Source organism: Pseudidiomarina piscicola, from assembly GCF_902806985.1.
In the GTDB taxonomy this organism is placed as follows: domain Bacteria; phylum Pseudomonadota; class Gammaproteobacteria; order Enterobacterales; family Alteromonadaceae; genus Pseudidiomarina; species Pseudidiomarina piscicola.
This window is the reverse complement of record NZ_CADCXY010000001.1, coordinates 472,046-492,871: the sequence shown is the minus strand read 5'-3', so window position 1 is coordinate 492,871 and position 20,826 is coordinate 472,046. Positions and strand designations below refer to the sequence as shown.

16 protein-coding genes are annotated in these 20,826 nt (G+C 49.4%); 7 read left to right on the top strand and 9 right to left on the bottom strand.

What is annotated here, in order from left to right:
* The first annotated feature begins 30 nt into the window (after positions 1–30).
* The gene (locus tag PSI9734_RS02510) at positions 31–1,080 is read left to right on the top strand and encodes a Glu/Leu/Phe/Val dehydrogenase dimerization domain-containing protein (protein ID WP_173919531.1); all 1,050 of its coding nucleotides are present in this window, start codon (positions 31–33) and stop codon (positions 1,078–1,080) included.
* Here PSI9734_RS02510 and ydiJ read toward each other — a convergent pair whose 3' ends face one another.
* Both ydiJ and ppsA read right to left on the bottom strand, forming a co-directional pair.
* Positions 1,081–4,146, bottom strand: coding sequence for a D-2-hydroxyglutarate dehydrogenase YdiJ (gene ydiJ, locus PSI9734_RS02505; protein WP_173919964.1), 3,066 nt, complete (start codon positions 4,144–4,146; stop codon positions 1,081–1,083).
* Positions 4,147–4,196: 50 nt separating this feature from the next.
* Positions 4,197–6,578, bottom strand: coding sequence for a phosphoenolpyruvate synthase (gene ppsA, locus PSI9734_RS02500; RefSeq protein ID WP_281351417.1), 2,382 nt, complete (start codon positions 6,576–6,578; stop codon positions 4,197–4,199).
* 118 nt (positions 6,579–6,696) lie between these two features.
* On the opposite strand from ppsA, the gene ppsR reads away from it, so the two are divergent.
* The gene (gene ppsR, locus PSI9734_RS02495; RefSeq protein ID WP_173919530.1) at positions 6,697–7,521 is read left to right on the top strand and encodes a posphoenolpyruvate synthetase regulatory kinase/phosphorylase PpsR; all 825 of its coding nucleotides are present in this window, start codon (positions 6,697–6,699) and stop codon (positions 7,519–7,521) included.
* Positions 7,522–7,531: 10 nt separating this feature from the next.
* On the opposite strand, the gene PSI9734_RS02490 is transcribed toward ppsR, so the two are convergent.
* Both PSI9734_RS02490 and PSI9734_RS02485 read right to left on the bottom strand, forming a co-directional pair.
* Entirely contained in the window at positions 7,532–8,341 is an 810-nt protein-coding gene (locus tag PSI9734_RS02490) for a DUF1338 domain-containing protein (RefSeq protein ID WP_173919529.1), read from the bottom strand.
* Between the two features lie 27 nt (positions 8,342–8,368).
* Positions 8,369–9,727, bottom strand: a complete 1,359-nt coding sequence (locus PSI9734_RS02485) for a class II 3-deoxy-7-phosphoheptulonate synthase (RefSeq protein ID WP_173919528.1) — start codon at positions 9,725–9,727, stop codon at positions 8,369–8,371.
* Positions 9,728–9,854: 127 nt separating this feature from the next.
* Between PSI9734_RS02485 and pepE the strand changes: the two genes are divergently transcribed.
* Positions 9,855–10,592: a dipeptidase PepE gene (gene pepE / locus PSI9734_RS02480; RefSeq protein ID WP_173919527.1), complete on the top strand. Its 738-nt coding sequence runs from the start codon at positions 9,855–9,857 to the stop codon at positions 10,590–10,592.
* Here pepE and bioD read toward each other — a convergent pair.
* Genes bioD through bioB form a run of 4 tightly spaced genes read right to left on the bottom strand, consistent with a single transcriptional unit; the run spans position 10,544 to position 14,296 of the window.
* Positions 10,544–11,251, bottom strand: coding sequence for a dethiobiotin synthase (gene bioD, locus PSI9734_RS02475; RefSeq protein ID WP_173919526.1), 708 nt, complete (start codon positions 11,249–11,251; stop codon positions 10,544–10,546). The genes pepE and bioD overlap by 49 nt on opposite strands.
* 12 nt (positions 11,252–11,263) lie before the next feature.
* The gene (locus PSI9734_RS02470) at positions 11,264–12,076 is read right to left on the bottom strand and encodes a methyltransferase domain-containing protein (protein ID WP_173919525.1); all 813 of its coding nucleotides are present in this window, start codon (positions 12,074–12,076) and stop codon (positions 11,264–11,266) included.
* Complete coding sequence (locus PSI9734_RS02465) at positions 12,073–13,239, bottom strand: aminotransferase class I/II-fold pyridoxal phosphate-dependent enzyme (RefSeq protein WP_173919524.1); 1,167 nt, start codon at positions 13,237–13,239, stop codon at positions 12,073–12,075. The genes PSI9734_RS02470 and PSI9734_RS02465 overlap by 4 nt, the downstream gene beginning before the upstream one ends.
* 13 nt (positions 13,240–13,252) lie before the next feature.
* Entirely contained in the window at positions 13,253–14,296 is a 1,044-nt protein-coding gene (bioB, locus tag PSI9734_RS02460) for a biotin synthase BioB (protein WP_173919523.1), read from the bottom strand.
* Positions 14,297–14,411: 115 nt separating this feature from the next.
* Here bioB and bioA point away from each other — a divergent pair, with 115 nt between their 5' ends.
* Positions 14,412–15,692 (top strand): adenosylmethionine--8-amino-7-oxononanoate transaminase, encoded by a 1,281-nt coding sequence (gene bioA, locus PSI9734_RS02455; RefSeq protein ID WP_173919522.1) that lies wholly within the window; start codon positions 14,412–14,414, stop codon positions 15,690–15,692.
* A gap of 91 nt (positions 15,693–15,783) precedes the next feature.
* Entirely contained in the window at positions 15,784–17,184 is a 1,401-nt protein-coding gene (asnS, locus tag PSI9734_RS02450) for an asparagine--tRNA ligase (RefSeq protein ID WP_173919521.1), read from the top strand.
* Positions 17,185–17,203: 19 nt separating this feature from the next.
* Here asnS and PSI9734_RS02445 read toward each other — a convergent pair whose 3' ends face one another.
* Entirely contained in the window at positions 17,204–17,752 is a 549-nt protein-coding gene (locus PSI9734_RS02445) for a nitroreductase family protein (protein WP_173919520.1), read from the bottom strand.
* 144 nt (positions 17,753–17,896) lie between these two features.
* Here PSI9734_RS02445 and sppA point away from each other — a divergent pair, with 144 nt between their 5' ends.
* Entirely contained in the window at positions 17,897–19,744 is a 1,848-nt protein-coding gene (gene sppA, locus PSI9734_RS02440; RefSeq protein ID WP_173919519.1) for a signal peptide peptidase SppA, read from the top strand.
* Positions 19,745–19,789: 45 nt separating this feature from the next.
* Entirely contained in the window at positions 19,790–20,800 is a 1,011-nt protein-coding gene (ansA, locus tag PSI9734_RS02435) for an asparaginase (RefSeq protein ID WP_173919962.1), read from the top strand.
* Positions 20,801–20,826 lie beyond the last annotated feature (26 nt).

Sequence of the window (20,826 nt, the reverse complement as noted above, 5' to 3'; positions counted from 1 at the left end):
ATTTTTGGGATGAACGAGGAAACAGCACTCATGTCGCTATTTGAGCATCAAGAGTTCGACCAACACGAACAAGTCGTGTTTTGTCATGATAAAGAAACCGGGCTTAAAGCCATTATTGCAGTTCATGATACGACCTTAGGTCCCTCTTTAGGCGGTACGCGCCTGTGGGATTACGCGTCATCAGCTGAAGCACTAACAGATGTACTGCGCCTTTCACGTGGTATGACCTACAAAAGTGCCTTGGCCGGTCTTCCACTTGGTGGCGGTAAAGCGGTTATCATCGGCGATGCCAAGAAAATCAAATCTGCGGAGCTTTTCCGTGCCTATGGTCGCTTCATTAACACCTTAGGTGGTCGCTACATCACTGCCGAAGACGTTAATATCCGCACCAGCGATATCGCCCATGTTGCTGAAGAAACCGACTTCGTTGCCGGTACTGCGGAAAAAGCAGGTGACCCTTCACCTCACACTGCGTTAGGTACTTATTTAGGCCTTAAAGCCGCGGCAAAACATAAGTTTGGCGCTGATGACCTGAACGGTGTATCAATTGCTGTTCAAGGGCTTGGCGCGGTTGGTTATGACTTTGCTGCTTATTGTGCCAAAGAAGGCGCAAAACTCTATGTCACCGATATCAATGAAGAAGCTTGCCAGCGTGCGGCTGACGAACTGAACGCCACCGTGGTTGGTCTTGACGATATTTATGGTCTTGACGTCGATGTCTATGCGCCATGTGCTCTAGGTGCAACGATTAACGACGATACCTTGGGCCAAATCAAAGCGAAAATCATCGCCGGTAGCGCCAACAACCAGTTAGCGACGCCAGCACACGATAAGAAAGTAATGGATATGGGCATTCTTTACGCGCCTGATTACGTCATTAACGGCGGCGGTGTGATTCACGTTTGTAGCGAAGCTGCGAACATGAGCCGTGAAGAAACAGACAAGCGCGTACGCGGTATCTATGACACCCTTGATACAATTTTTGCTCGCTCAACAGCTGAGAAACGGCCTACTGGCGAAATCGCTGATGAGCTCGCGCGTGAAGTGATTGCCAAAGCAAAAGCTGCGAAGCAAAAATAATTAGCCTAACAGCTCTGCTAAAAGCTGCACCGGGTGCTTCACCTGCTGCAGCTTTTTTGTTGCCGGTTGCTGGGCAAAACGTTGCACCTGGCAACGGCATGAGAAGCCACTAACAAGAGCTTGTTCGCTAGCAGCAATGGGTTCGGCCCAGCTCATTTCAAACAACTTGGCACTGTTTTGCTGTTGTTCTTTTTCATGGCCATAGGTTCCTGCCATGCCACAGCAGCCTGTCGCGATAACAGCAACCGGCAATGACACTTGTTCAAAAATTTGCTGCCATAGCTTCCCAGAAGTAGGCAATGCGGTTTGCTCGGTACAATGCAGGAACAGCTGTGCTTGTGTCGTCAGGGCTGGGCTGGTTGGAGATACCGGTAACCTGGCCAGTTGTTCTTGCTGTTCCTGTAACCACTCCTGTGGTAGCTCAACCTCAAAACGAACGGCCTCGTTCGCGTACTGGTGATACTCATCGCGCATACAGAGTACAGTTGAGGCGTCCATACCCAACATTTTGTAGCCTGCATCGGCCAGCCTGTTGAGCTGCTTCGTCACTGTTGTCGCCGTTGCGCTGAACTGCTTTAAGAAGCCTTTTACGTGCTGCCCTTTGCCGTTACCAATAAACTCCAACAAAATCGGCTCGTAGCCCAAACCACGAATAACTTTCCCCATTGCTTCGACAGTCTCGGCCTGATAAAAGCTCGTGAAGGGGTCTTGTACCAGCACAACCTTACGCGCAATCTCGCTCGGTGGTGATGTCAGTAACTCGGTGACACTTTGGCTCTGCCAGCCTTGGTTATGCCATCTTTTAGCCAAACTTGGAACCGAAAGTTTAGGCGTATCCACATAACCTAAAATGCGCTGAAACAGCCACTGACTGACAGCGTTATGGGTCAGTAAATTACTAGTTCTCGGCGCTTTAGCCATCAGCGGCGCTGTTTTTTCAACTGTAGCCACCAAATGATCACGTAGCGGTCGGCGATAAAGTTGATAATACCTTTGCAAGAATTTGGCACGGAATGAAGGCACATCAACCTTCACTGGGCATTGACTCGCACAAGCTTTGCAGGCAAGGCATGCATCCATCGATTCTTTAACTTGGTGATTAAAATCACGGCCGTTATGACGCCCTTTAAGCTCTTTGAACAACGCAAATTTAGCAGTCACTGGCTGGCTCACGTCAAGCCCCTGCTCGCCGGTTAAGCGCAGCCATTCTCGAATTAATGTCGCACGCCCTTTTGGCGAATGACGTCGATCACCGCTTACTTTGTACGAGGGGCACATCGGCGAGTCTTTGGCGTAATTAAAGCATAAACCATTGCCATTGCAGTTCATCGCTGGCGCATAGCCCTTGCGTACCGACGCGGAGATCTGGCGATCATAGTAGCCGCGTTTGCGGTCATCCACCGAAACCAATTCAGCTGTGGGATGAGCATATGGCGTTGCGAGTTTTCCTGGGTTAAGCCGATTGTCTGGATCAAACGCTGCCTTAATTTTTTGAATCTCAGAATATAATTCTGGACCAAAAAAGGTCGGTGCATACTCCGAACGGTAGCCTTTGCCATGCTCGCCCCACATTAAACCGCCGTACTTCGCAGTTAATTGCGCCACTTCATCACTCACTTGACGCAATAACTTTTCATCGTCGGGTTGTTTCATGTCGAGCGCTGGGCGGACGTGTAATACACCGGCATCAACGTGGCCAAACATACCGTACTGCAGATCGTGTTGATCCAGCAGCTGCCGGAATTCGGTAATAAAGTCGGCTAACGATTCTGGCGGCACCGCAGTGTCTTCGGCAAAGGCAATGGGCTTTCGTTCGCCTTGCACCGCACCTAGTAAACCGACAGCTTTCTTACGCATGGCATAAATCATACTGATGCTGTGCGCATCGCGACAAACTTTGTAACCCACCACACCATGTTGATAGTCACCGCCGGCGAGTTCGGTGTCTAAGGTGTTTACGAGCTGGCTGAGCTTCGCCTCAATTTCAGCTTCATCGACCGCGGTAAATTCGACCATATTGATACCGTCCATGGGTTGGTCGGCCTTACCCTCAGACAAGTGCGCTTGCACGCTATGCCAAATAATGTCATTTCGCGCTAGGTCTAAAACGGTATTATCAATGGTTTCTACTGAGGTTGCTTGGGCACGAACCAATACCGGGGCATGGCGCAAGGCCGCATCAAAGTCACGATAACTAATATTCACTAAGACTTTGTGTTGTGGCGTTCGCGTTAAGTTTAGCTTTGCCTCGGTAATAAACGCCAATGTGCCCTCTGAGCCGGCCAACAAACGTGACAGGTCAAGGGTTTCGCCAACCGGATCGTAACAGTGCTTGAGGTCATACCCCGTAAGGAATCGGTTCAAAGCCGGAAATTTAGCTTCAATTTGTGCGCGTTTACCGACACAACTTGCTAATGCTTGACGATACAGTGACCCTTCGAGGCTCTCGGCAGTTGCTTTTTGTTTGGCTTCCGTGAGTGAGACCGGCCCCGTTTCAATCACTTCACCATTGATGAGAACGGCCTGTAGTCGCAGAATATGATCGCTGGTTTTACCATAGACCAAGGACCCTTGCCCTGAGGCATCGGTGTTAATCATACCGCCAATAGTGGCTCGGTTGCTGGTCGATAAGTCTGGCGAGAAAAACCAACCGCCACTGCGCACGACGTCATTCAACTGATCTTTAATGACCCCAGTCTGACACCTTACCCACCCTTGTTCGTGATCGGTTTCCAGAACCTCTGTGAAGTAACGACTCAGGTCAATAATGACACCATGGCTAAGGCTTTGGCCATTGGTTCCTGTACCTCCCCCACGCGGACTAAATTGCAACTGCAAATAGGCTTGCTGTTGCGCCAGTGTTAGGGCGGTTTGTAAGTCTTTGGTGGTACGCGGATAAAGCACCGCTTGCGGAGTCTTTTGATAAACACTGTTATCGGTGGCCGCGATTAAACGGCCACCATAACTGTCGTCAATATCACCGGCAAAGCCTGTGACCTCGAGGTCGTGCAGGTAACGCCGGTAAGCTGGCTCAGGTGCATCATAGTGGTCTACTGCTGATAACACCTGTACTGCTGTTGTTGCCAAGTAAGACTCCTTCGCCGCAGCGATTAGGGTTATTTCATTTGTTTTGCTAAGTACAGCCAGGTATCGACCACCGTATCCGGATTGAGGGAAACGGAATCGATGCCCTGCTCGACGAGCCACTGGGCAAAGTCTGGATGGTCTGACGGGCCTTGCCCACAAATACCGACGTATTTGCCGCGCTTCTTAGCGGCTTGAATCGCCATCGCTAACATTGCTTTCACTGCCTCATTACGTTCATCAAAGAGATGAGCGATCACTCCAGAGTCACGATCTAGCCCCAAAGTAAGCTGCGTTAGGTCGTTAGAGCCAATAGAGAAGCCGTCAAAAATATCCAAGAACTGGTCTGCGAGTAGCGCATTTGAGGGCAATTCACACATCATTATCACGCGTAAACCATTCTCGCCTTGCACTAAGCCTTCCTCAGCGAGTAACTCGATAACCTTGCGACCTTCTTCGAGGGTACGCACAAATGGAATCATGATTTCAACGTTACGCAGCCCCATGTCGTTACGAACACGCTTGATGGCCTCACATTCCATGGCAAAGCAATCACGGAACTCTTCTGAGATATAACGCGACGCACCACGGAAACCTAACATTGGATTTTCTTCATGAGGCTCGTATTGACGACCACCGATGAGGTTTGCATATTCGTTCGACTTAAAGTCCGACATACGCACAATCACACGCTCGGGTGAGAACGCTGCACCAAGGGTTGCAATACCCTCAACCAGCTTGGCGACATAGTATTCGCGTGGTGACGAATAACCTGCCATAAACTCGCTAATTTGTTGTTGCAGCTCTGGTGCTTGCTGATCGAAGTTAAGTAACGCTTTCGGGTGCACACCAATCATTCGATTGATAATAAATTCCAAACGCGCCAAACCAACCCCAGCATGTGGCAAGCCGGCAAAATCAAAGGCCCGGTCCGGATTACCCACGTTCATCATTACCTTCAACGGCAAGTCAGGCATATCGCCGATATCCGAACGGTTGACTTCATAATCAAGTTTGCCGTCGTAAATAAAGCCGGTATCACCTTCAGCACAAGACACGGTAACGGCTTGGTTAGCTTTAATCAGGTCTGTTGCATTGCCGCAACCAACCACCGCTGGAATACCTAATTCGCGAGCAATAATTGCCGCATGACAGGTGCGACCGCCACGGTTTGTCACAATCGCCGCCGCCCGCTTCATGATCGGCTCCCAATCTGGGTCGGTCATGTCCGTAACTAAGACATCACCGGGTTGTACTTGGTCCATTTCCGAAATATCGGCAAGTACCCGCGCAACACCACTACCAATACGCTGACCGATCGCTCGACCCGTCGCAATCACGTCGCTTTTTTGCGCCAGACTAAAGCGTTCTACCGCTTGGCTGTTTTTATTCGACTGCACGGTTTCTGGGCGAGCTTGCACAATGTAAAGCTTGCCATCGGTGCCATCTTTAGCCCATTCAATATCCATCGGGCGACCATAGTGCTGCTCAATAATCACTGCCTGACGCGCTAAGTCTTCTACGTCGGCATCAGAAACAGAGAACGTCAGCGACTGTTCGGCTGGAATGTTAACGATTTCCGTTTGTTTACCATGCTCATCACTCGCTGAGTAGATCATCTGGATCTTCTTACTACCTAAATTGCGACGCAGTACCGCTGGACGCTCGGCTTTAAGAGTTGGCTTGTGAACATAGAATTCATCTGGGTTTACGGCACCCTGTACGACCATTTCGCCGAGTCCGAACGACGAGGTAATAAACACCACGTCATCAAAACCAGATTCAGTATCAATACTGAACATCACCCCAGAAGAGGCTGTGTCGCTGCGCACCATGCGCTGGATGCCAGCGGAGAGTGCGACACCGCGATGGTCGTAGCCCTGGTGAACACGGTATGAAATAGCACGGTCGTTAAATAACGATGCAAACACGTGCTTAATGGCTTCCATAATCTGGTCAATGCCGCGCACATTTAAGAACGTTTCTTGCTGACCGGCAAACGAAGCGTCAGGCATGTCTTCCGCTGTTGCAGAACTGCGAACCGCAAAGCTTAACTCTGCATGATCACCACTAAGCTGTTGATACGCATCACGAATGGCAGCATCGAGTTCTTTCTGGAACGGCGTGTCGATGATCCATTGACGTATTTGTTGACCAGCTTCCGCCAGTGCTTTCACGTCGTCGGTATCAAGGTCGTCGAGTAACGCATAAATGCGATCGTTCACCCCTGACTGCTCAAGAAACTCATTAAAAGCCTCGGCGGTGGTGGCGAAGCCGTTCGGGACAACGACCCCTGCGCCAGCTAAATTGCTGATCATTTCACCGAGAGACGCATTTTTTCCTCCCACGCGTCCTACATCATTCATCCCTAATTGATCATACCAAAGTACGTAGTCGGTTACGTTTTGTTGCACGTGTCATTCCTCGTCATTGGAGAGCCTCGCCCTTTGGGCGTGAGATGGCATAGCATTTTACACGTTAGCGACGAAAAGGTTAAGATTGATCAAGAATTTCTAGCCAGAGAAACCATTCATGCGCACTATTTTCTATATTTCCGATGGCACAGCATTGACCGCGGAAGCGTTCGGGCGTGCAATGCTATCTATGTTTCCATCGCAAGTTGAGCATAAAACCTTAGCTTTTATTGATTCGATTACCAAAGCTGAGCAAGCCGCGAAAAAGATTAACGCCGCCTACGAAGAATCGGGTGAGCGACCGGTGATTTTCCACACCTTTGTCAGTCAGGACCTAAAAAACGTGATCACTGCGACCAAAGGCGCTGACTTTGACTTCCTTGACTATTTCATTGAGCCCTTAAGTGCTGAGCTCAACATGGAAGCTAAGCCAATAACTCATCGAACCCATAGTATTCAAGAAAATGGCGTCCGTGATAGCTATGATAGTCGCATCGAAGCGGTGAACTACTCGTTAGCAAACGATGATGGCAGCAATATTTCAGACTATGATCAGGCGGACATTATCTTACTTGGCGTATCTCGTACCGGAAAAACGCCCACCAGCCTTTATCTTGCTCTGCATTACGGAATCAAAGCCGCCAACTATCCGTTGACCGAAGATGACGATATGGAAAACTTACAGTTGCCTAAACCATTGAAGTTGCATCGTCATAAAATATTTGGCTTAACTTTAGAAGCACAACGGTTACATGAAATACGCAGTAAACGCCGAGACGGCTCGCGCTATGCCTCAATGCAACAATGTCGATTCGAACTGCAGGAAGTAGAAAAGATGTATCGCCGAGAAGCGATTCCATTTTTAGATTCAACGCGCTTTTCAGTGGAAGAAATTGCCGCCAAGATTCTCGCTGAGACGAACCTTGAGCGGCATCATTATTAGGCTGAATCGATTATTCAGCCGCTGATTTTGCGTCAGTACTTTCGAAGATTTTGTCTGCAGATGCAGCAACAAAACCCGTGTAAAGTTTTTCTGGCGCAATTTCATAGCGCTTAGCAAACTCATAGAAACAGCTTGGAATTACTTTTTCCATGTCGCTAAAGCGAACCGGTGTGGAGTCAGCCATGGTCGATGATTGCTCAAGAAATACATCAGGAGACCCTTTGATTTCACCACCCGAACTATTAAGACGGAAACCTGCCGTTTTGAGGGTTTGGTTGACCTGCTCTAACGACTCGTAGTCGGGCAGTTCATTCACGTTTACCGTGAAATGGTTCGCTCGGAAGCCAAACGCGGCCATCCACGCAGCATATTCACTCTCTTCGAGTAAACGCTCATAGTCGTTGCTGCTAATTTGCCAGTGTTTGCCAGAATACAAGAACTCGGCGCTTTCGACCGCACTCGGATCAATTTGATCGACGAGCTGGGTCACAATGTCTTGTAATTCAGGGCTAAACTCTTCCACCAACAATTCACTGATAAAAATTTTCGGCAATTGCGGGTCTGCATGTTCGTAGTGCTTGGCAACGAGTCGTTTCGCTTCAAAAGTGTAATCACCACAAGCTTTATAGCCCATCGCTTCAAAGTGTTTAGCTAACGTAGCAAGCCGCACTGGCGCTTTGTTAAAGGTACGAAACGCCACGTGGTCATTAATAATGTCACGCCCCTGCCCTAGTACCTGATGCACTTTCGCCGCTGATGGCGTGAGTTTGATGTAATCGTTCCATAGGTTCTCGAAAAACTGCTCAACCTGTTGTGACATATACTACTTAAACCTCGAAAATGTCGTTTAACCGCGGCCTTGACGTGCCTCACGGAGAGATTCTGCAACCAAGAATGCCAATTCCAGCACTTGGTCTGCATTCAAACGCGGATCGCATTGGGTGCGATAGCGTTGCGTCAAATCTTGTTCACTAATCTGATAGGCACCACCGGTGCATTCAGTTACGTCTTCGCCAGTCATTTCTAAATGCACACCACCTGGGTAGGTACCTTCGGCCTGATGGACCGCAAAGAACTGGCGTAACTCCTGATGTATGGCGTCGAAGTTACGTGTTTTCAAGCCGTTTTCAGCTTTTACCGTATTGCCATGCATCGGATCACTTGACCACACCACGTGCCGACCTTCAGCTTTTACACGACGAACTAACGCCGGTAACGCATCGCCCAGCTTCCCTGCCCCCATCCGGGTGATAAGTGTCATCCGTCCAGGTTCATTTTCTGGGTTTAACGCATCCAGCAACTGAATAACGTCATCGGCTTTGGTGGTCGGACCTATTTTAACACCAATTGGGTTATGAATGCCACGCATGAACTCTACATGTGCGTGGTCAAGTTGCCGCGTGCGCTCACCTATCCAAACCATGTGCGCAGCACAGTCATAAGGCAAGCCCGTTAAGGTGTCGGTGCGCGTTAAGGCTTCTTCGTAAGGGAGCAACAATGCCTCGTGCGAGGTGAACAGCTGAGTTTCCTGTATGGTTGCATTATTTTGCGCGGTAATGCCCATAACCTCCATAAACTTCAACGCTGACTGAATTTGCTCGGCCACCTTTAAGTATTGATCTTTTAATGGGTTGGCCGCGACAAAGCTCATATTCCATTTATGAACCTTATGTAAATCGGCTAAACCACCTTGGGCAAATGCACGGAGTAAATTCAGTGTTGCTGCCGAGTGATGATAGGCTTGCACCATTCGCTGTGGATCAGGAATACGTGCCGCCGAAGTGAATTCTGAACCATTAATAATATCACCGCGGTAACTTGGCAGTTCAACACCATCAATCACTTCTGAGTCGGCCGAACGCGGCTTCGCATACTGCCCTGCCATGCGTGCAACTTTGGTCACTGGGCAAGAGCCGGCGAAGGTCAGTACAACCGCCATTTGTAAGATCACTTTAAAGGTGTCACGAATTTTCGGTGCACTAAAATCAGCAAATGACTCAGCACAATCGCCGCCCTGCAACAAGAAACCATGGCCTTGGCTTACTTGGCCTAACTGGGCACGCAAGGCTCGTATCTCTTCCGCAAAAACCAACGGTGGATAGGTTTTCAGCTGATGCTCAACGGTTCTAAGTTGCTCTCGGTCAGTGTAATTCGGCTGTTGTTGAATCGGCTTTTCGCGCCAACTCCGCGCACTCCAGTTCGTCATGATCATCCTTTCTTGCGTGGTCGCTATTTTAAGGTCTCTAATTGGTAGATAGTACCGTATTTTCATCGCTGGGTGGCCAAATTTTTGCTACCATAAGCCATTGTTTTAATCGGTGTCAGGAAACCTCATGAATCAACGTAAAATCCTTCTCTGTTCAAGCTCAAAAGTAGCTGACAGTGATTATTTAGACCCCGTTTTGCCACAACTTAAAAACCACCTTGCCGAGACGCTTGAACACTGCAAAAAGGGCTGCGAAGTTCTCTTTGTGCCCTTTGCCGGTGTCGGCATGAGCTATGAAAGCTATACCGCTAGAGTCGCAGAGAAACTGCAGCCGCATGGCTTTTCCGTCACTTCTCTAGCAGCGGCCGCCGATCCACAGAAGGCCATTGCACAGGCACAAGCGATTTTAGTCGGTGGCGGCAATACTTTTCACTTACTCGCACAACTGCAAGAACGCAAGTTGGTCACCGCGCTACAAGATGCGGTGCGAGACGGTGTGCCTTATATAGGCTGGAGTGCCGGCTCTAACATAGCTGGAATTTCAATCCGTACGACCAATGATATGCCTATCGTTGAGCCTGAATCCTTTTCGGCGTTAGGGCTTGTGCCGTTTCAGCTAAACCCACACTACAGCGATTATCAGCCGCCTGGGTTTCACGGTGAAACCCGTGACCAACGCTTAGCTGAGTTCATGGCCATTGCCTGTGACACGCCTGTGCTAGCGTTACGCGAAGGCACAGCACTGGAAATCATCGATGACCAAATGACCCTCACTGGTAACCAAGACGGCTATGTATTTCAAAACGGGCGTAAAGCTCAATTGCCCTGCAACACTGACATCAGCTCGTGGCTAGCGGGCAGATAAGCGGCAGCTGCTGCTGCGCTTGCCTCGGGCAAGTACGGTAAAGTTGCAAGTAGCGGGGGTGCTAGCCTCCGCTTTAACCAAGCTAAGTTCTCTGCTTGTAATAACATGCCCTCGGCTGTCACTTGATTGGCAACCCAGCCCACCACCTCAATCCCACGTTGCTGCATATCCGCAAGCGTCAGCAGGGTATGATTCAAACAGCCTAGTTTTAATCCCACCACTAAAATCACTTTAGGTTTTATGGCACAAGCAAAGTCCGCAAGGGTCTCGTGATCATTTAAAGGAACTAACCAGCCACCAGCACCTTCAACAATCATCAAATCATGCGTGTAATGACCGCGTAATTGGTTAAAAGCCGCGGTTAACTGCGCCACCGATAAAGTTTCTCCAACCTCCTCTGCCGCCAGGTGAGGCGCAACGGGCGGTGCCAGGCAAACTGGGTTCAGTTGTTCATAAGCCACATCGCTAACGGTTATATGAGCGTGCAACTGTTGCGCGTCCTCATTGCGCCAACCAGCCGTAGTCATCTCGGCGCCAGCTGCAACCGGTTTCATAGCCAAGCTTTGAATACCAGCCGCTGCCACTCGATAAAGCAATGCAGTACTAACCAAGGTTTTTCCGACATCGGTATCGGTGCCAGCCACAAAAATGCAAGTCATATTGTCATTTACTCAACTTTTGCGCCCCGTAATAAGGCCTATATTCCAATGTAATTCAAGCTTCCCAGAGCCTGTGCGATAGTTTTCCATCGTCGCTGTCAGACGTTGTAACCGAGTTTTACTAAACCCTGCTTGGCTATCTCGTACCGTGTAGTTGGCACCTATCCCTTTTAAGTCACCCAACATGTCTCGTAGGGTTTGGTAGTCGATACAGAAGTGCCGTTCGGCCACCTCAAATTTCCCCGGCAGTTGGGCTAATTGGTGCCGAATCCCATTGGCACTATGCCAGCGGTTATGGTGAGGCTGGCCATCGAGTTGCGCAAAGCATTCTCCCAAGGGCCACATCGAGCCCGCTAACACCGTCGAACACAGTAATTGTCCACCTGGCCGAAGTACGCGTACCCATTCGCGCAGCAGTTGACTTAAGTTATTCCCCCATTGCATAGCCAAATTTGAATAAAGTGTCGAGAAGCTTGCATTAGCAAAGGGTAACAGCTCCATGTCGGCCCCCAACCAAGCCCCAGCAGGATAATTCTGTTGCGCTTTGGTAAGCATAGCGGATGCGATATCTACGCCGACGTACTGTTCGGCACAGCGCGCTAATTTGGGCGCATGGTGCGCAGGCCCGCAGCCAAGATCAAGCAGCGGGCCTGGGCTTGGTTTAAGTTGCTCAATTAACACTTCCGCCACTCGGCGTTGCAAGTAGTCATGCTTCACATACGAATCAGCAGCGCGGGAAAATTGCCGCGCCACACGTGCTTTATCGTAGCGCGTGACAGCTTCCTCGTAGGCCAGCTCTTTTGCCCATACAAGCGCTTTCGTCATAGCTTTTCTCGCGCCTGGTCTAGCGCGTTAATCAGGTGCGCCACCTGGCTTTCACTGTGCGCAGTCGTTAAGGTTATGCGCAACCGCGCACTGCCTTCAGGTACTGTCGGCGGGCGTATCGCTGAACACCAAATTCCAGCTGCTCGTAATGCTTCACTTAGTTCTAAGGCCTTACGATCAGCGCCAACGATGACACCTTGAATGGCCGAGTTGGATGCAGTAATAGGCAGCCCTAACGCCTGACAGCCACTTTTAAATTGTTCAATTCGTTCACGCAATAGTGCCCGGCGCAAACGCCCTTCTGCGCTTTGCATCAATGTGACCGAAGCCTTAATTGCACTGGCTTGAGCGAGCGGCATCGCCGTCGAGTAAATATACTCTGGACAAAAATTAATTAAATAATCGGCCACTGACTCAGGAACTGCCAACGCACCACCGGCTACGCCAGTTGCTTTACCGAAGGCCAAGCTGACGAAACTTAACTGCTGTTGCGAATAAAGCTCACAGGCGCCCGCGCCTTCAGCACCAAGTACACCAAAACCATGGGCATCATCGAGGTAGCCATCAACCTGGTCCGCTCCAACGATCCGGCGCCAACCAAAATGATCGAGTTCGTCGCCGTCCATGCTGTAGATACTTTCTGCGATCACCAGCTGGCTGCCGGAGCCAAGACGTTGTTGCAGGCTGTCGAAGTCTTGGTGGCCAAAGCGCCGCCATGGCGCTCCGCAGTGGCGTGCGCCGTTCAACAGGGAAGCATGTGACAGGCGATCTAACCATAGGTGTTGGTAATGACGCCCGAGGGTAGTCAGTGCGCCAGCATTAGCGGCAAATGCTGAGCTAAAAAGCAGCACTCGGTCACGTTGTAAGTAATCAGCAAGCTGCAGTGCTAGATCATGATGTATTGAGCTGTACCCGGTGACCAAGGGCGATGCCTTGCTGCCAGCTTGACCCGCACTGGCCATCGCTGCCACTACATCTGGGTGATGGCTTAAACCTAAGTAATCGTTACTGGAGAAGTTAATCCAGGTTTGCCGACGCCCGGCGTAAGTACCCGCAACCTCACTGGCACTTATCGCATTGACAGTGTTTAACTGGCGTAGCCGTTGCTCAGAACGGCGCTGGTTTAAGGCCTCCGTTAACTGTTGCTGAATACTCGTTTGCACGCGGTTTGGCTCGCTAATTCGCTTGGTAATACAGCGGCGGATGTTCCTCTTCTGCCACCGCATCGGCAATCACAGCTTCATGCACATCGTCGCTATAGCCTTCCATTTGCAACGGCTCTAGGCCGAGCCTGCTAAATAACTGCTGGTCTTTATCTGCTTCTGGATTGGCGGTCGTCAACAATTGTTCACCGTAGAAGATCGAGTTGGCACCCGCCATAAAGCACATCGCTTGTAACTCATCGCTCATTTCTTCACGCCCTGCCGACAAGCGGACAAACGAGGCCGGCATTAGAATGCGTGCAATGGCAATGGTGCGAACAAATTCAAAAGGATCGAGATCATCAAGGTTTTCAAAAGGTGTGCCTTTGACTTTTACTAACATATTCACCGGCACACTCTCAGGGTGTTTCGGTAAGTTTGCTAATTGCTGCAGCAAGCCAGCGCGGTCAGAACGACTCTCACCCATGCCAACGATACCACCCGCACATACCTTCATTCCTGCGTCTCGCACATTGCTTAGGGTTTGCAAACGATCATGGTAGGTACGCGTACTAATGATCTCGCCATAGAATTCCGGCGAGGTATCTAAGTTATGATTGTAATAATCGAGCCCTGCTTGTTGTAATACTTTCGCTTGTTCAGCCGATAGCATGCCAAGTGTCATACAGGTTTCTAGGCCTAACTCTTTCACACCTTTCACCATCTCAATCACATAAGGCATGTCACGATCTTTAGGGTTACGCCAAGCGGCCCCCATGCAAAACCTACTTGCCCCCTGCTGCTTTGCAGCGACTGCTTCTGCGAGAACTTTCTCTACTGCCATTAACCTTTCGCGATCAACATCAGTACGGTAGTGAGCACTTTGCGGGCAGTATTTGCAGTCCTCTGGACAAGCCCCAGTTTTAATCGATAGCAAGGTGCTGACCTGTACCTTATTGGCATCAAAATGTGCGCGGTGGACCTGCTGCGCGTGAAACAGCAAATCGTTAAAAGGTTGATTGAAAAGCGCTTCAATTTCATCGCGCTGCCAGTCATGGCGAACAGTAGTGGCGGTCATAGGGTGGTATCCGTAGTTAAAGGCATTTGTTTTAATTTATGCTCGAAGAGGATACCTTTTATCGGTACACTGTCAACATTGTAGAGCCACAAAAGATAACGACTGGTTATTATTTATGCATCAGTGTGATTTAAGATTTGATCGTGACCATATCTGGCATCCCTATACCTCATTCCAAGATCCCCTCCCCGTCTATCCGGTTCAATGCGCCGAAGGCTGTGAAATTGAACTCACTGACGGCCGTCGACTGGTAGATGGAATGTCGTCGTGGTGGGCCGCCATTCATGGCTATAACCATCCGGCATTAACCGCAGCGGCAAAAGCACAGCTGGATCAAGTAAGCCATGTCATGTTTGGTGGTATCACTCATCAACCCGCGGTCGAACTTTGTAAACGATTGGTCAAGCACTCACCCGCCGGCCTCGAGCGCGTGTTTTTAGCCGACTCCGGATCGGTTTCTGTTGAAGTTGCAATTAAAATGGCCGTGCAATATTGGGCTGCGCAAGAACAACCAGCAAAAAATCGCTTGGCCACATTACGCGGTGGTTATCATGGCGATACCTTCGCGGCGATGTCGGTGTGTGACCCGGTGAATGGCATGCATAGCTTGTTTCGCGGTAGTTTACGCGAGCAGCTATTTGCGCCGATTCCACAACTGACACCGGATGAGCCATGGGATCCTACCGTGATTGCCCCCTTAGAGCGGCTGCTCAGTGAGCATCAGCATGAATTGGCAGCACTTATTCTCGAACCTATAGTACAAGGCGCTGGTGGGATGCGCTTCTACCACCCAAACTACTTAACAGAGGCCGCTCGCCTTTGTCGGCACTACAATATTTTGCTTATCGCTGATGAAATCGCCACCGGCTTTGGTCGAACGGGACGTTGGTTTGCCTGCGAACATGCTGATGTGAGCCCTGACATTATGTGTGTCGGCAAGGCGCTCACCGGTGGTTACATGACAATGGCAGCAGTTCTTTGCAGCGACAATATTGCCACCACCATTAGTGCTGGCCCAGCGGGTGGCACCTTTATGCACGGCCCAACCTTTATGGGCAATCCGTTGGCCTGTGCGGTGGCGAACGCCAGCTTAGAATTATTGGAGCAAGAGCATTGGCCGACCCAAGTTGCTGCAATTGAGTCGCAGTTAAAACGTGAGCTATCACCACTGCTACACTTGCCAAGTGTGGCTGACGTGCGTTGCTTTGGTGCGATTGGCGTAGTGGAAATGCAGCAAGCAGTGGATGTCGCAACGGCACAACAAGCCTTCGTTGATGCCGGGGTGTGGATCCGGCCCTTTGGTCGCTTAGTTTACCTGATGCCACCGTTTGTGATTCGTCCAGAACAACTGACAAAACTGACGCAAGCCATTACCGAACTCGCCCAGCGACAGTGATTTTCACTTGAGTCTTGAGCAAAGCAAGGTAACATAGGCGCTCTTTTTTGAATTTTATTTTTATCACCTTGTACACGGAGTTTTAAGACGTATGTCCTTCGCAACAGTTGTCGATGTTTTAGCGGGTAAAGTCGCCGTTGGTGAACAAGTTACCGTCCGCGGGTGGGTTCGAACTCGCCGCGATTCAAAAGCCGGTATCTCGTTTATTAATATTCACGATGGATCATGTTTTGATCCGGTTCAGGCCGTGGTACCCAACGAACTCGATAATTATACGAATGAAGTCTTAAAGTTAACCACCGGTGCAAGCGTGGCGATCACGGGAACCGTGGCCGAGTCTGCAGGTAAAGGCCAAGCGTTTGAATTACAAGCAACCAAGGTCGAAGTGTTTGGTCTAGTGGACGACCCTGACACCTACCCTATGTCTCCGAAAGCTCACTCTATGGAGTACTTACGTGAGTATGCACACCTACGCCCACGTACTAACGTAACCGGTGCTGTGATGCGAGTGCGTAACAGCTTGGCGCAGGCAATCCATCGCTTCTTTCACGAACATGGCTACATGTGGGTAGCAACACCGATTTTAACTGCCTCAGATGCCGAAGGTGCTGGCGAAATGTTTCGGGTCTCGACCCTCGACATGATGAACTTGCCGCATAACGAGCAAGGTACCGTCGATTACAGCAAAGACTTCTTTGGCAAAGAGTCATTCCTCACGGTATCAGGTCAGCTGAATGCTGAAACTTATGCCTGTGCCTTGTCAAAAGTCTATACCTTTGGACCAACCTTCCGTGCCGAAAACTCAAACACTAGCCGGCATTTAGCAGAATTTTGGATGGTGGAGCCAGAGCTGGCCTTTGCCGATTTAAATGATATTGCAGACCTTGCGGAAGCAATGCTTAAATACTGTATTAACACCGTGTTAGAAGAACGTGCCGACGACTTGGCGTTCTTCCAAAAACGCATCGACAGTAATGTTCTTGATCGACTGCAGCACTTGGTCAGCAACAAATTCGTGCACATGGACTACAGTGAAGCTGTTGAAATTCTGGAAAACTGCGGGAAAAAGTTTGAATACCCGGTCGAATGGGGGACCGATTTACAGTCTGAGCATGAGCGCTATCTTGCCGAAGAGCATGTCGGTGCGCCTATCGTATTGAAAAACTATCCGAAAGACATCAAAGCGTTCTATATGCGCCAGAATGACGATGGTAAAACCGTTGCTGCGATGGATATCTTAGCGCCTGGTATCGGTGAGATTATTGGTGGGAGCGCACGCGAAGAGCGTCTCGATAGATTAGATACGCGTATGGAAGAAATGGGGCTGCCAATTGAGCATTACAGTTGGTACCGCGACCTACGTCGTTACGGCACCGTTCCTCACGCTGGTTTTGGCTTAGGTTTCGAACGCTTAGTGACCTATGTTACGGGAATGACAAACATTCGTGATGTTATCCCATTCCCGCGGGCACCGAAAAACCTAGAATTTTAAGCTAGAATTTTAAGTTAGGTTAGCCATTACTGAATTTTTCGGTAATGGCTTTATCCGGTTTAATCGGCGTGGGCACCGCGGGCGTGCCCACATAAAGAAAGCCAACCACCGCATCATCACTTTTGCCACCGAGTTCGCGCAATACCAACTCGTCTTCGGCGAACCACCCAGTCCGCCAGATAGCGCCTAAATTCTGTGCAAATGCCGCTTGCTGCATCAATAATGTTGCACACGCAGCACTGGCAAATTGTTCGTCTCTTGGCACCTTTTCGAAGCCCTGATGGTCAAGTAAACAAGCGATCACCATCGGCGCTCTAAGCGGGAGTTGACTGGCTTTAAGGCAGGCGTCATCGGATAACCCCTTTTGTTGTGCCGCTGCACGGTAAATATCCCCTAAACGATGCCGAGCATCTTTCTCAAATACCACAAAGCGATACGGCATCAGCGCCATATGATCCGGTGCACGCCCAGCGGCACGCTGCATGAGTTCAAACTGTGCTGAACTCGGTGCAGGTTCAATCAGTCGTGGCATTGAAGAGCGTGTGGTAAGTAATTCAAGCGCCTGCATGTTTCATCCTTAAGTTAGAAAACTCTCATAGCACTAGCTTATCAAAGGATCACGCTCTGTTACATTGTGTCGCTGGTTTATTACAATGATCTTAAGTATTCTGCATTCTGAGCGAGTAAAGTAACCTATAAAGGACGCAGATAAATGAGCGGAATTGCCAACGTATTCAAAAAATTGTTCGGCCTTATCAACGGGATCCGAAAAATTATATTGAACATCATCTTTTTCCTAATTGTGGCCGTTGTTTTTGTTGTCATGATGGCCGACGATGAGCCGATTTTGGTTCCCGATAACGGCGTAATGGTCGTCAAATTAAGCGGTAGCTTAGTTGAGGAAACAACCTGGGTTGACCCGATGGATTCATTTTTTAATGAAGCCTTTGGTAGTCCTGGCACGCCCCCAGAGACGCTACTTAAAGATGTGCTCGAAAGCATCGAAAAAGCGAAAACAGATGAGCGTATTAGCGGTCTCTACCTAGATCTGTCGAGCTTTACTGGCGGCGGAATGAATAAAATGAAGCAAGTTGGCGAAGCTTTATTGAACTTCCGTGAATCAGGTAAACCAGTGTACAGCTATGGCGATGTTTACTCGCAATCGCAATACTTTATTGCCGCCCATGGCGATAAAGTTTACTTGAACCCGCTTGGCGCCATGATGTTTGAAGGCATGGGTCGCTACGGGCTCTACTTCAAAGACTTACTAAGCAAATTAAAAGTTAGTACCCATGTTTTTAAAGTAGGTGCCTATAAATCTGCAGTCGAACCTTATACTCGCAGCGACATGTCAGAACAGGCAAAAGAAGCAAATGCCGAGCTTTATGATGCGCTTTGGGCTGATTACACATCCTCATTGCAGCAGTTGCGCGAAATTGATGAGCGTTTATTGTCTGGCACCATCGACGGCTTTAAAGCAGTTCTTGCTGAAAGTGACGAAGACATGGCCAAAATGACGCTGCAAGCAGGCCTCGTCGATGAATTATTAACGCGCGAACAGTTTCGTACCCAAATGATTAATCTAACCGGCCTTGATAAAGACGAAAAAAGCTGGCGTAAAATTAGTCATACTAACTATCTCGAAGCTCAAGAGCCGGCGCTGCCAGCCGACGTTGAACAAGACCAAATTGCGCTAGTTGTTGCCCGTGGCGTTATTGTTGATGGCTATCAAAAAGCCGGTTCTATTGGTGGCGACAGCACCGCTGCGTTATTGCGTAAGGCGCGTCTTGACGAGAACACCAAAGCAGTGGTGCTTCGCATCGACAGCCCAGGTGGCAGTGGTTTTGCGTCTGAAGTGATTCGTCAAGAAGTACTAGAGCTTCAAGAAGCCGGTATTCCAGTAATTGCATCGATGTCGTCAGTTGCGGCCTCAGGTGGCTACTGGATCGCCGCTAGTGCCGATCAAATTTGGGCAGCGCCTACTACCATTACGGGCTCTATCGGTGTTTTTGGTATGTTCTTTACGATTGAAGACTCGTTAGCTCATATTGGCGTTTACAGTGATGGTTACCATACCACTGAGATGCCAGTAATGGATATTACTCGCCCTCTTCCTGAAGCCGGTGCTGAAGTCATTCAAAGCTCGATCAACAAGTTTTACCATGACTTCGTAAGCATGGTCGCGGAAGGCCGCGACATGACCTACGACCAAGTTCATGAGGTTGCACAAGGACGCGTTTGGACCGGCGTCAAAGCACAAGAACTTGGCTTGGTGGATCGTTTAGGTGACCTCGATGATGCAATTTCGGCCGCCGCTGAGCTTGCTGGGTTAACTGAATTTGAAGTGACTACGATTGCGCCAGAGCTTAATGCGCGTGAACGATTCTTGCGAGATGTCTTCGGCACAGCACAAGTTTTCTTGCCTGTCAGCGAGACTCCACGTACCATCGACCCGATGAAACAGCAGTTAATGGGTGTATGGCGCGAGCTGCAGTTGACCTCTAAGTTTAATGATCCAAAGGGTGTCTATCTGCTATGTGAACTTTGCCCATTACCCTAACGCTTTAGTTTTTTAAGTGGTGGTAAGGTTTAATCACAAATGACAATTGAACGAAAACGCATTTATGTCGCTTATACCGGCGGCACCATTGGTATGCAGAAATCGGCGCAGGGCTATGTCCCTGCGCCTGGTTTTTTAACCGAATGTGTGAATAAAATGCCGGAGTTTTTCCGCGCCGAGATGCCGCTGTTTGATATCCACGAATACGCGCCATTGATGGACTCATCGGATATGTCACCGCAAGACTGGCAACGCATCGCCGATGACATTCAGCGCAACTATGCCGAGTACGATGGTTTCGTGATACTGCACGGCACCGATACCATGGCTTACACCGCTTCTGCACTGTCGTTTATGTTCGAAAATCTCGGCAAGCCTGTCATCGTTACCGGCTCGCAGATCCCTTTGGCAGCACTGCGCTCAGACGGGCAAACCAACTTATTGAATGCGCTCTATATTGCCGCCAACTACCCCATCCATGAAGTCGGCTTATTCTTTAACAACCAACTGTACCGTGGCAACCGCTCAACCAAAGCAGATGCCAATGGTTTTAATGCGTTTGATTCACCCAATTTTCGCCCCTTGCTGGAAGCTGGGATCCAGATCACGGTGAAATCTGGTACCGTAAAAGAAATTGTTCAAACCCCATTACACGTACGACAGGTTACGCCTCAACCAATTGGCGTAGTAACGCTGTATCCGGGTATTTCACCGGTGCTTTTTGATCACTTATTACAACAGCCCATGCGCGCGTTGATTATACAAAGCTATGGTGTTGGCAATGCACCGCAAAATGAGCAATTACTGCAGAGCTTGTCGCGCGGAGTTCGTTCTGGGGTTACCATTTTAAATTGTACGCAGTGCTTTAAAGGTAAAGTAAATATGGGCGGTTACGCTACCGGCAATGCCCTAGCGGAAATCGGCGTTATCAGTGGCTACGATATGACCATTGAAGCTGCGCTTACCAAGCTACACTATTTACTCTCGCAAGATTTGTCGCAATCCGATATTGAACGTTATCTACAAACTGATCTTCGAGGCGAATTATCACCGTAACCTCTTCAATTATTCATAACTAAAAA

Bases quoted from the DNA above. Each gene is read 5' to 3' on its own strand.
- pepE (WP_173919527.1), top strand. From the start codon at position 9,855: ATGAATCAACGTAAAATCCTTCTCTGTTCAAGCTCAAAAGTAGCTGAC.
- ppsR (WP_173919530.1), top strand. From the start codon at position 6,697: ATGCGCACTATTTTCTATATTTCCGATGGCACAGCATTGACCGCGGAA.
- PSI9734_RS02445 (WP_173919520.1), bottom strand. From the start codon at position 17,752: ATGCAGGCGCTTGAATTACTTACCACACGCTCTTCAATGCCACGACTG.
- bioA (WP_173919522.1), top strand. From the start codon at position 14,412: ATGCATCAGTGTGATTTAAGATTTGATCGTGACCATATCTGGCATCCC.
- sppA (WP_173919519.1), top strand. From the start codon at position 17,897: ATGAGCGGAATTGCCAACGTATTCAAAAAATTGTTCGGCCTTATCAAC.
- PSI9734_RS02490 (WP_173919529.1), bottom strand. From the start codon at position 8,341: ATGTCACAACAGGTTGAGCAGTTTTTCGAGAACCTATGGAACGATTAC.
- PSI9734_RS02470 (WP_173919525.1), bottom strand. From the start codon at position 12,076: ATGACGAAAGCGCTTGTATGGGCAAAAGAGCTGGCCTACGAGGAAGCT.
- bioB (WP_173919523.1), bottom strand. From the start codon at position 14,296: ATGACCGCCACTACTGTTCGCCATGACTGGCAGCGCGATGAAATTGAA.
- bioD (WP_173919526.1), bottom strand. From the start codon at position 11,251: ATGACTTGCATTTTTGTGGCTGGCACCGATACCGATGTCGGAAAAACC.
- PSI9734_RS02510 (WP_173919531.1), top strand. From the start codon at position 31: ATGTCGCTATTTGAGCATCAAGAGTTCGACCAACACGAACAAGTCGTG.
- PSI9734_RS02485 (WP_173919528.1), bottom strand. From the start codon at position 9,727: ATGACGAACTGGAGTGCGCGGAGTTGGCGCGAAAAGCCGATTCAACAA.
- asnS (WP_173919521.1), top strand. From the start codon at position 15,784: ATGTCCTTCGCAACAGTTGTCGATGTTTTAGCGGGTAAAGTCGCCGTT.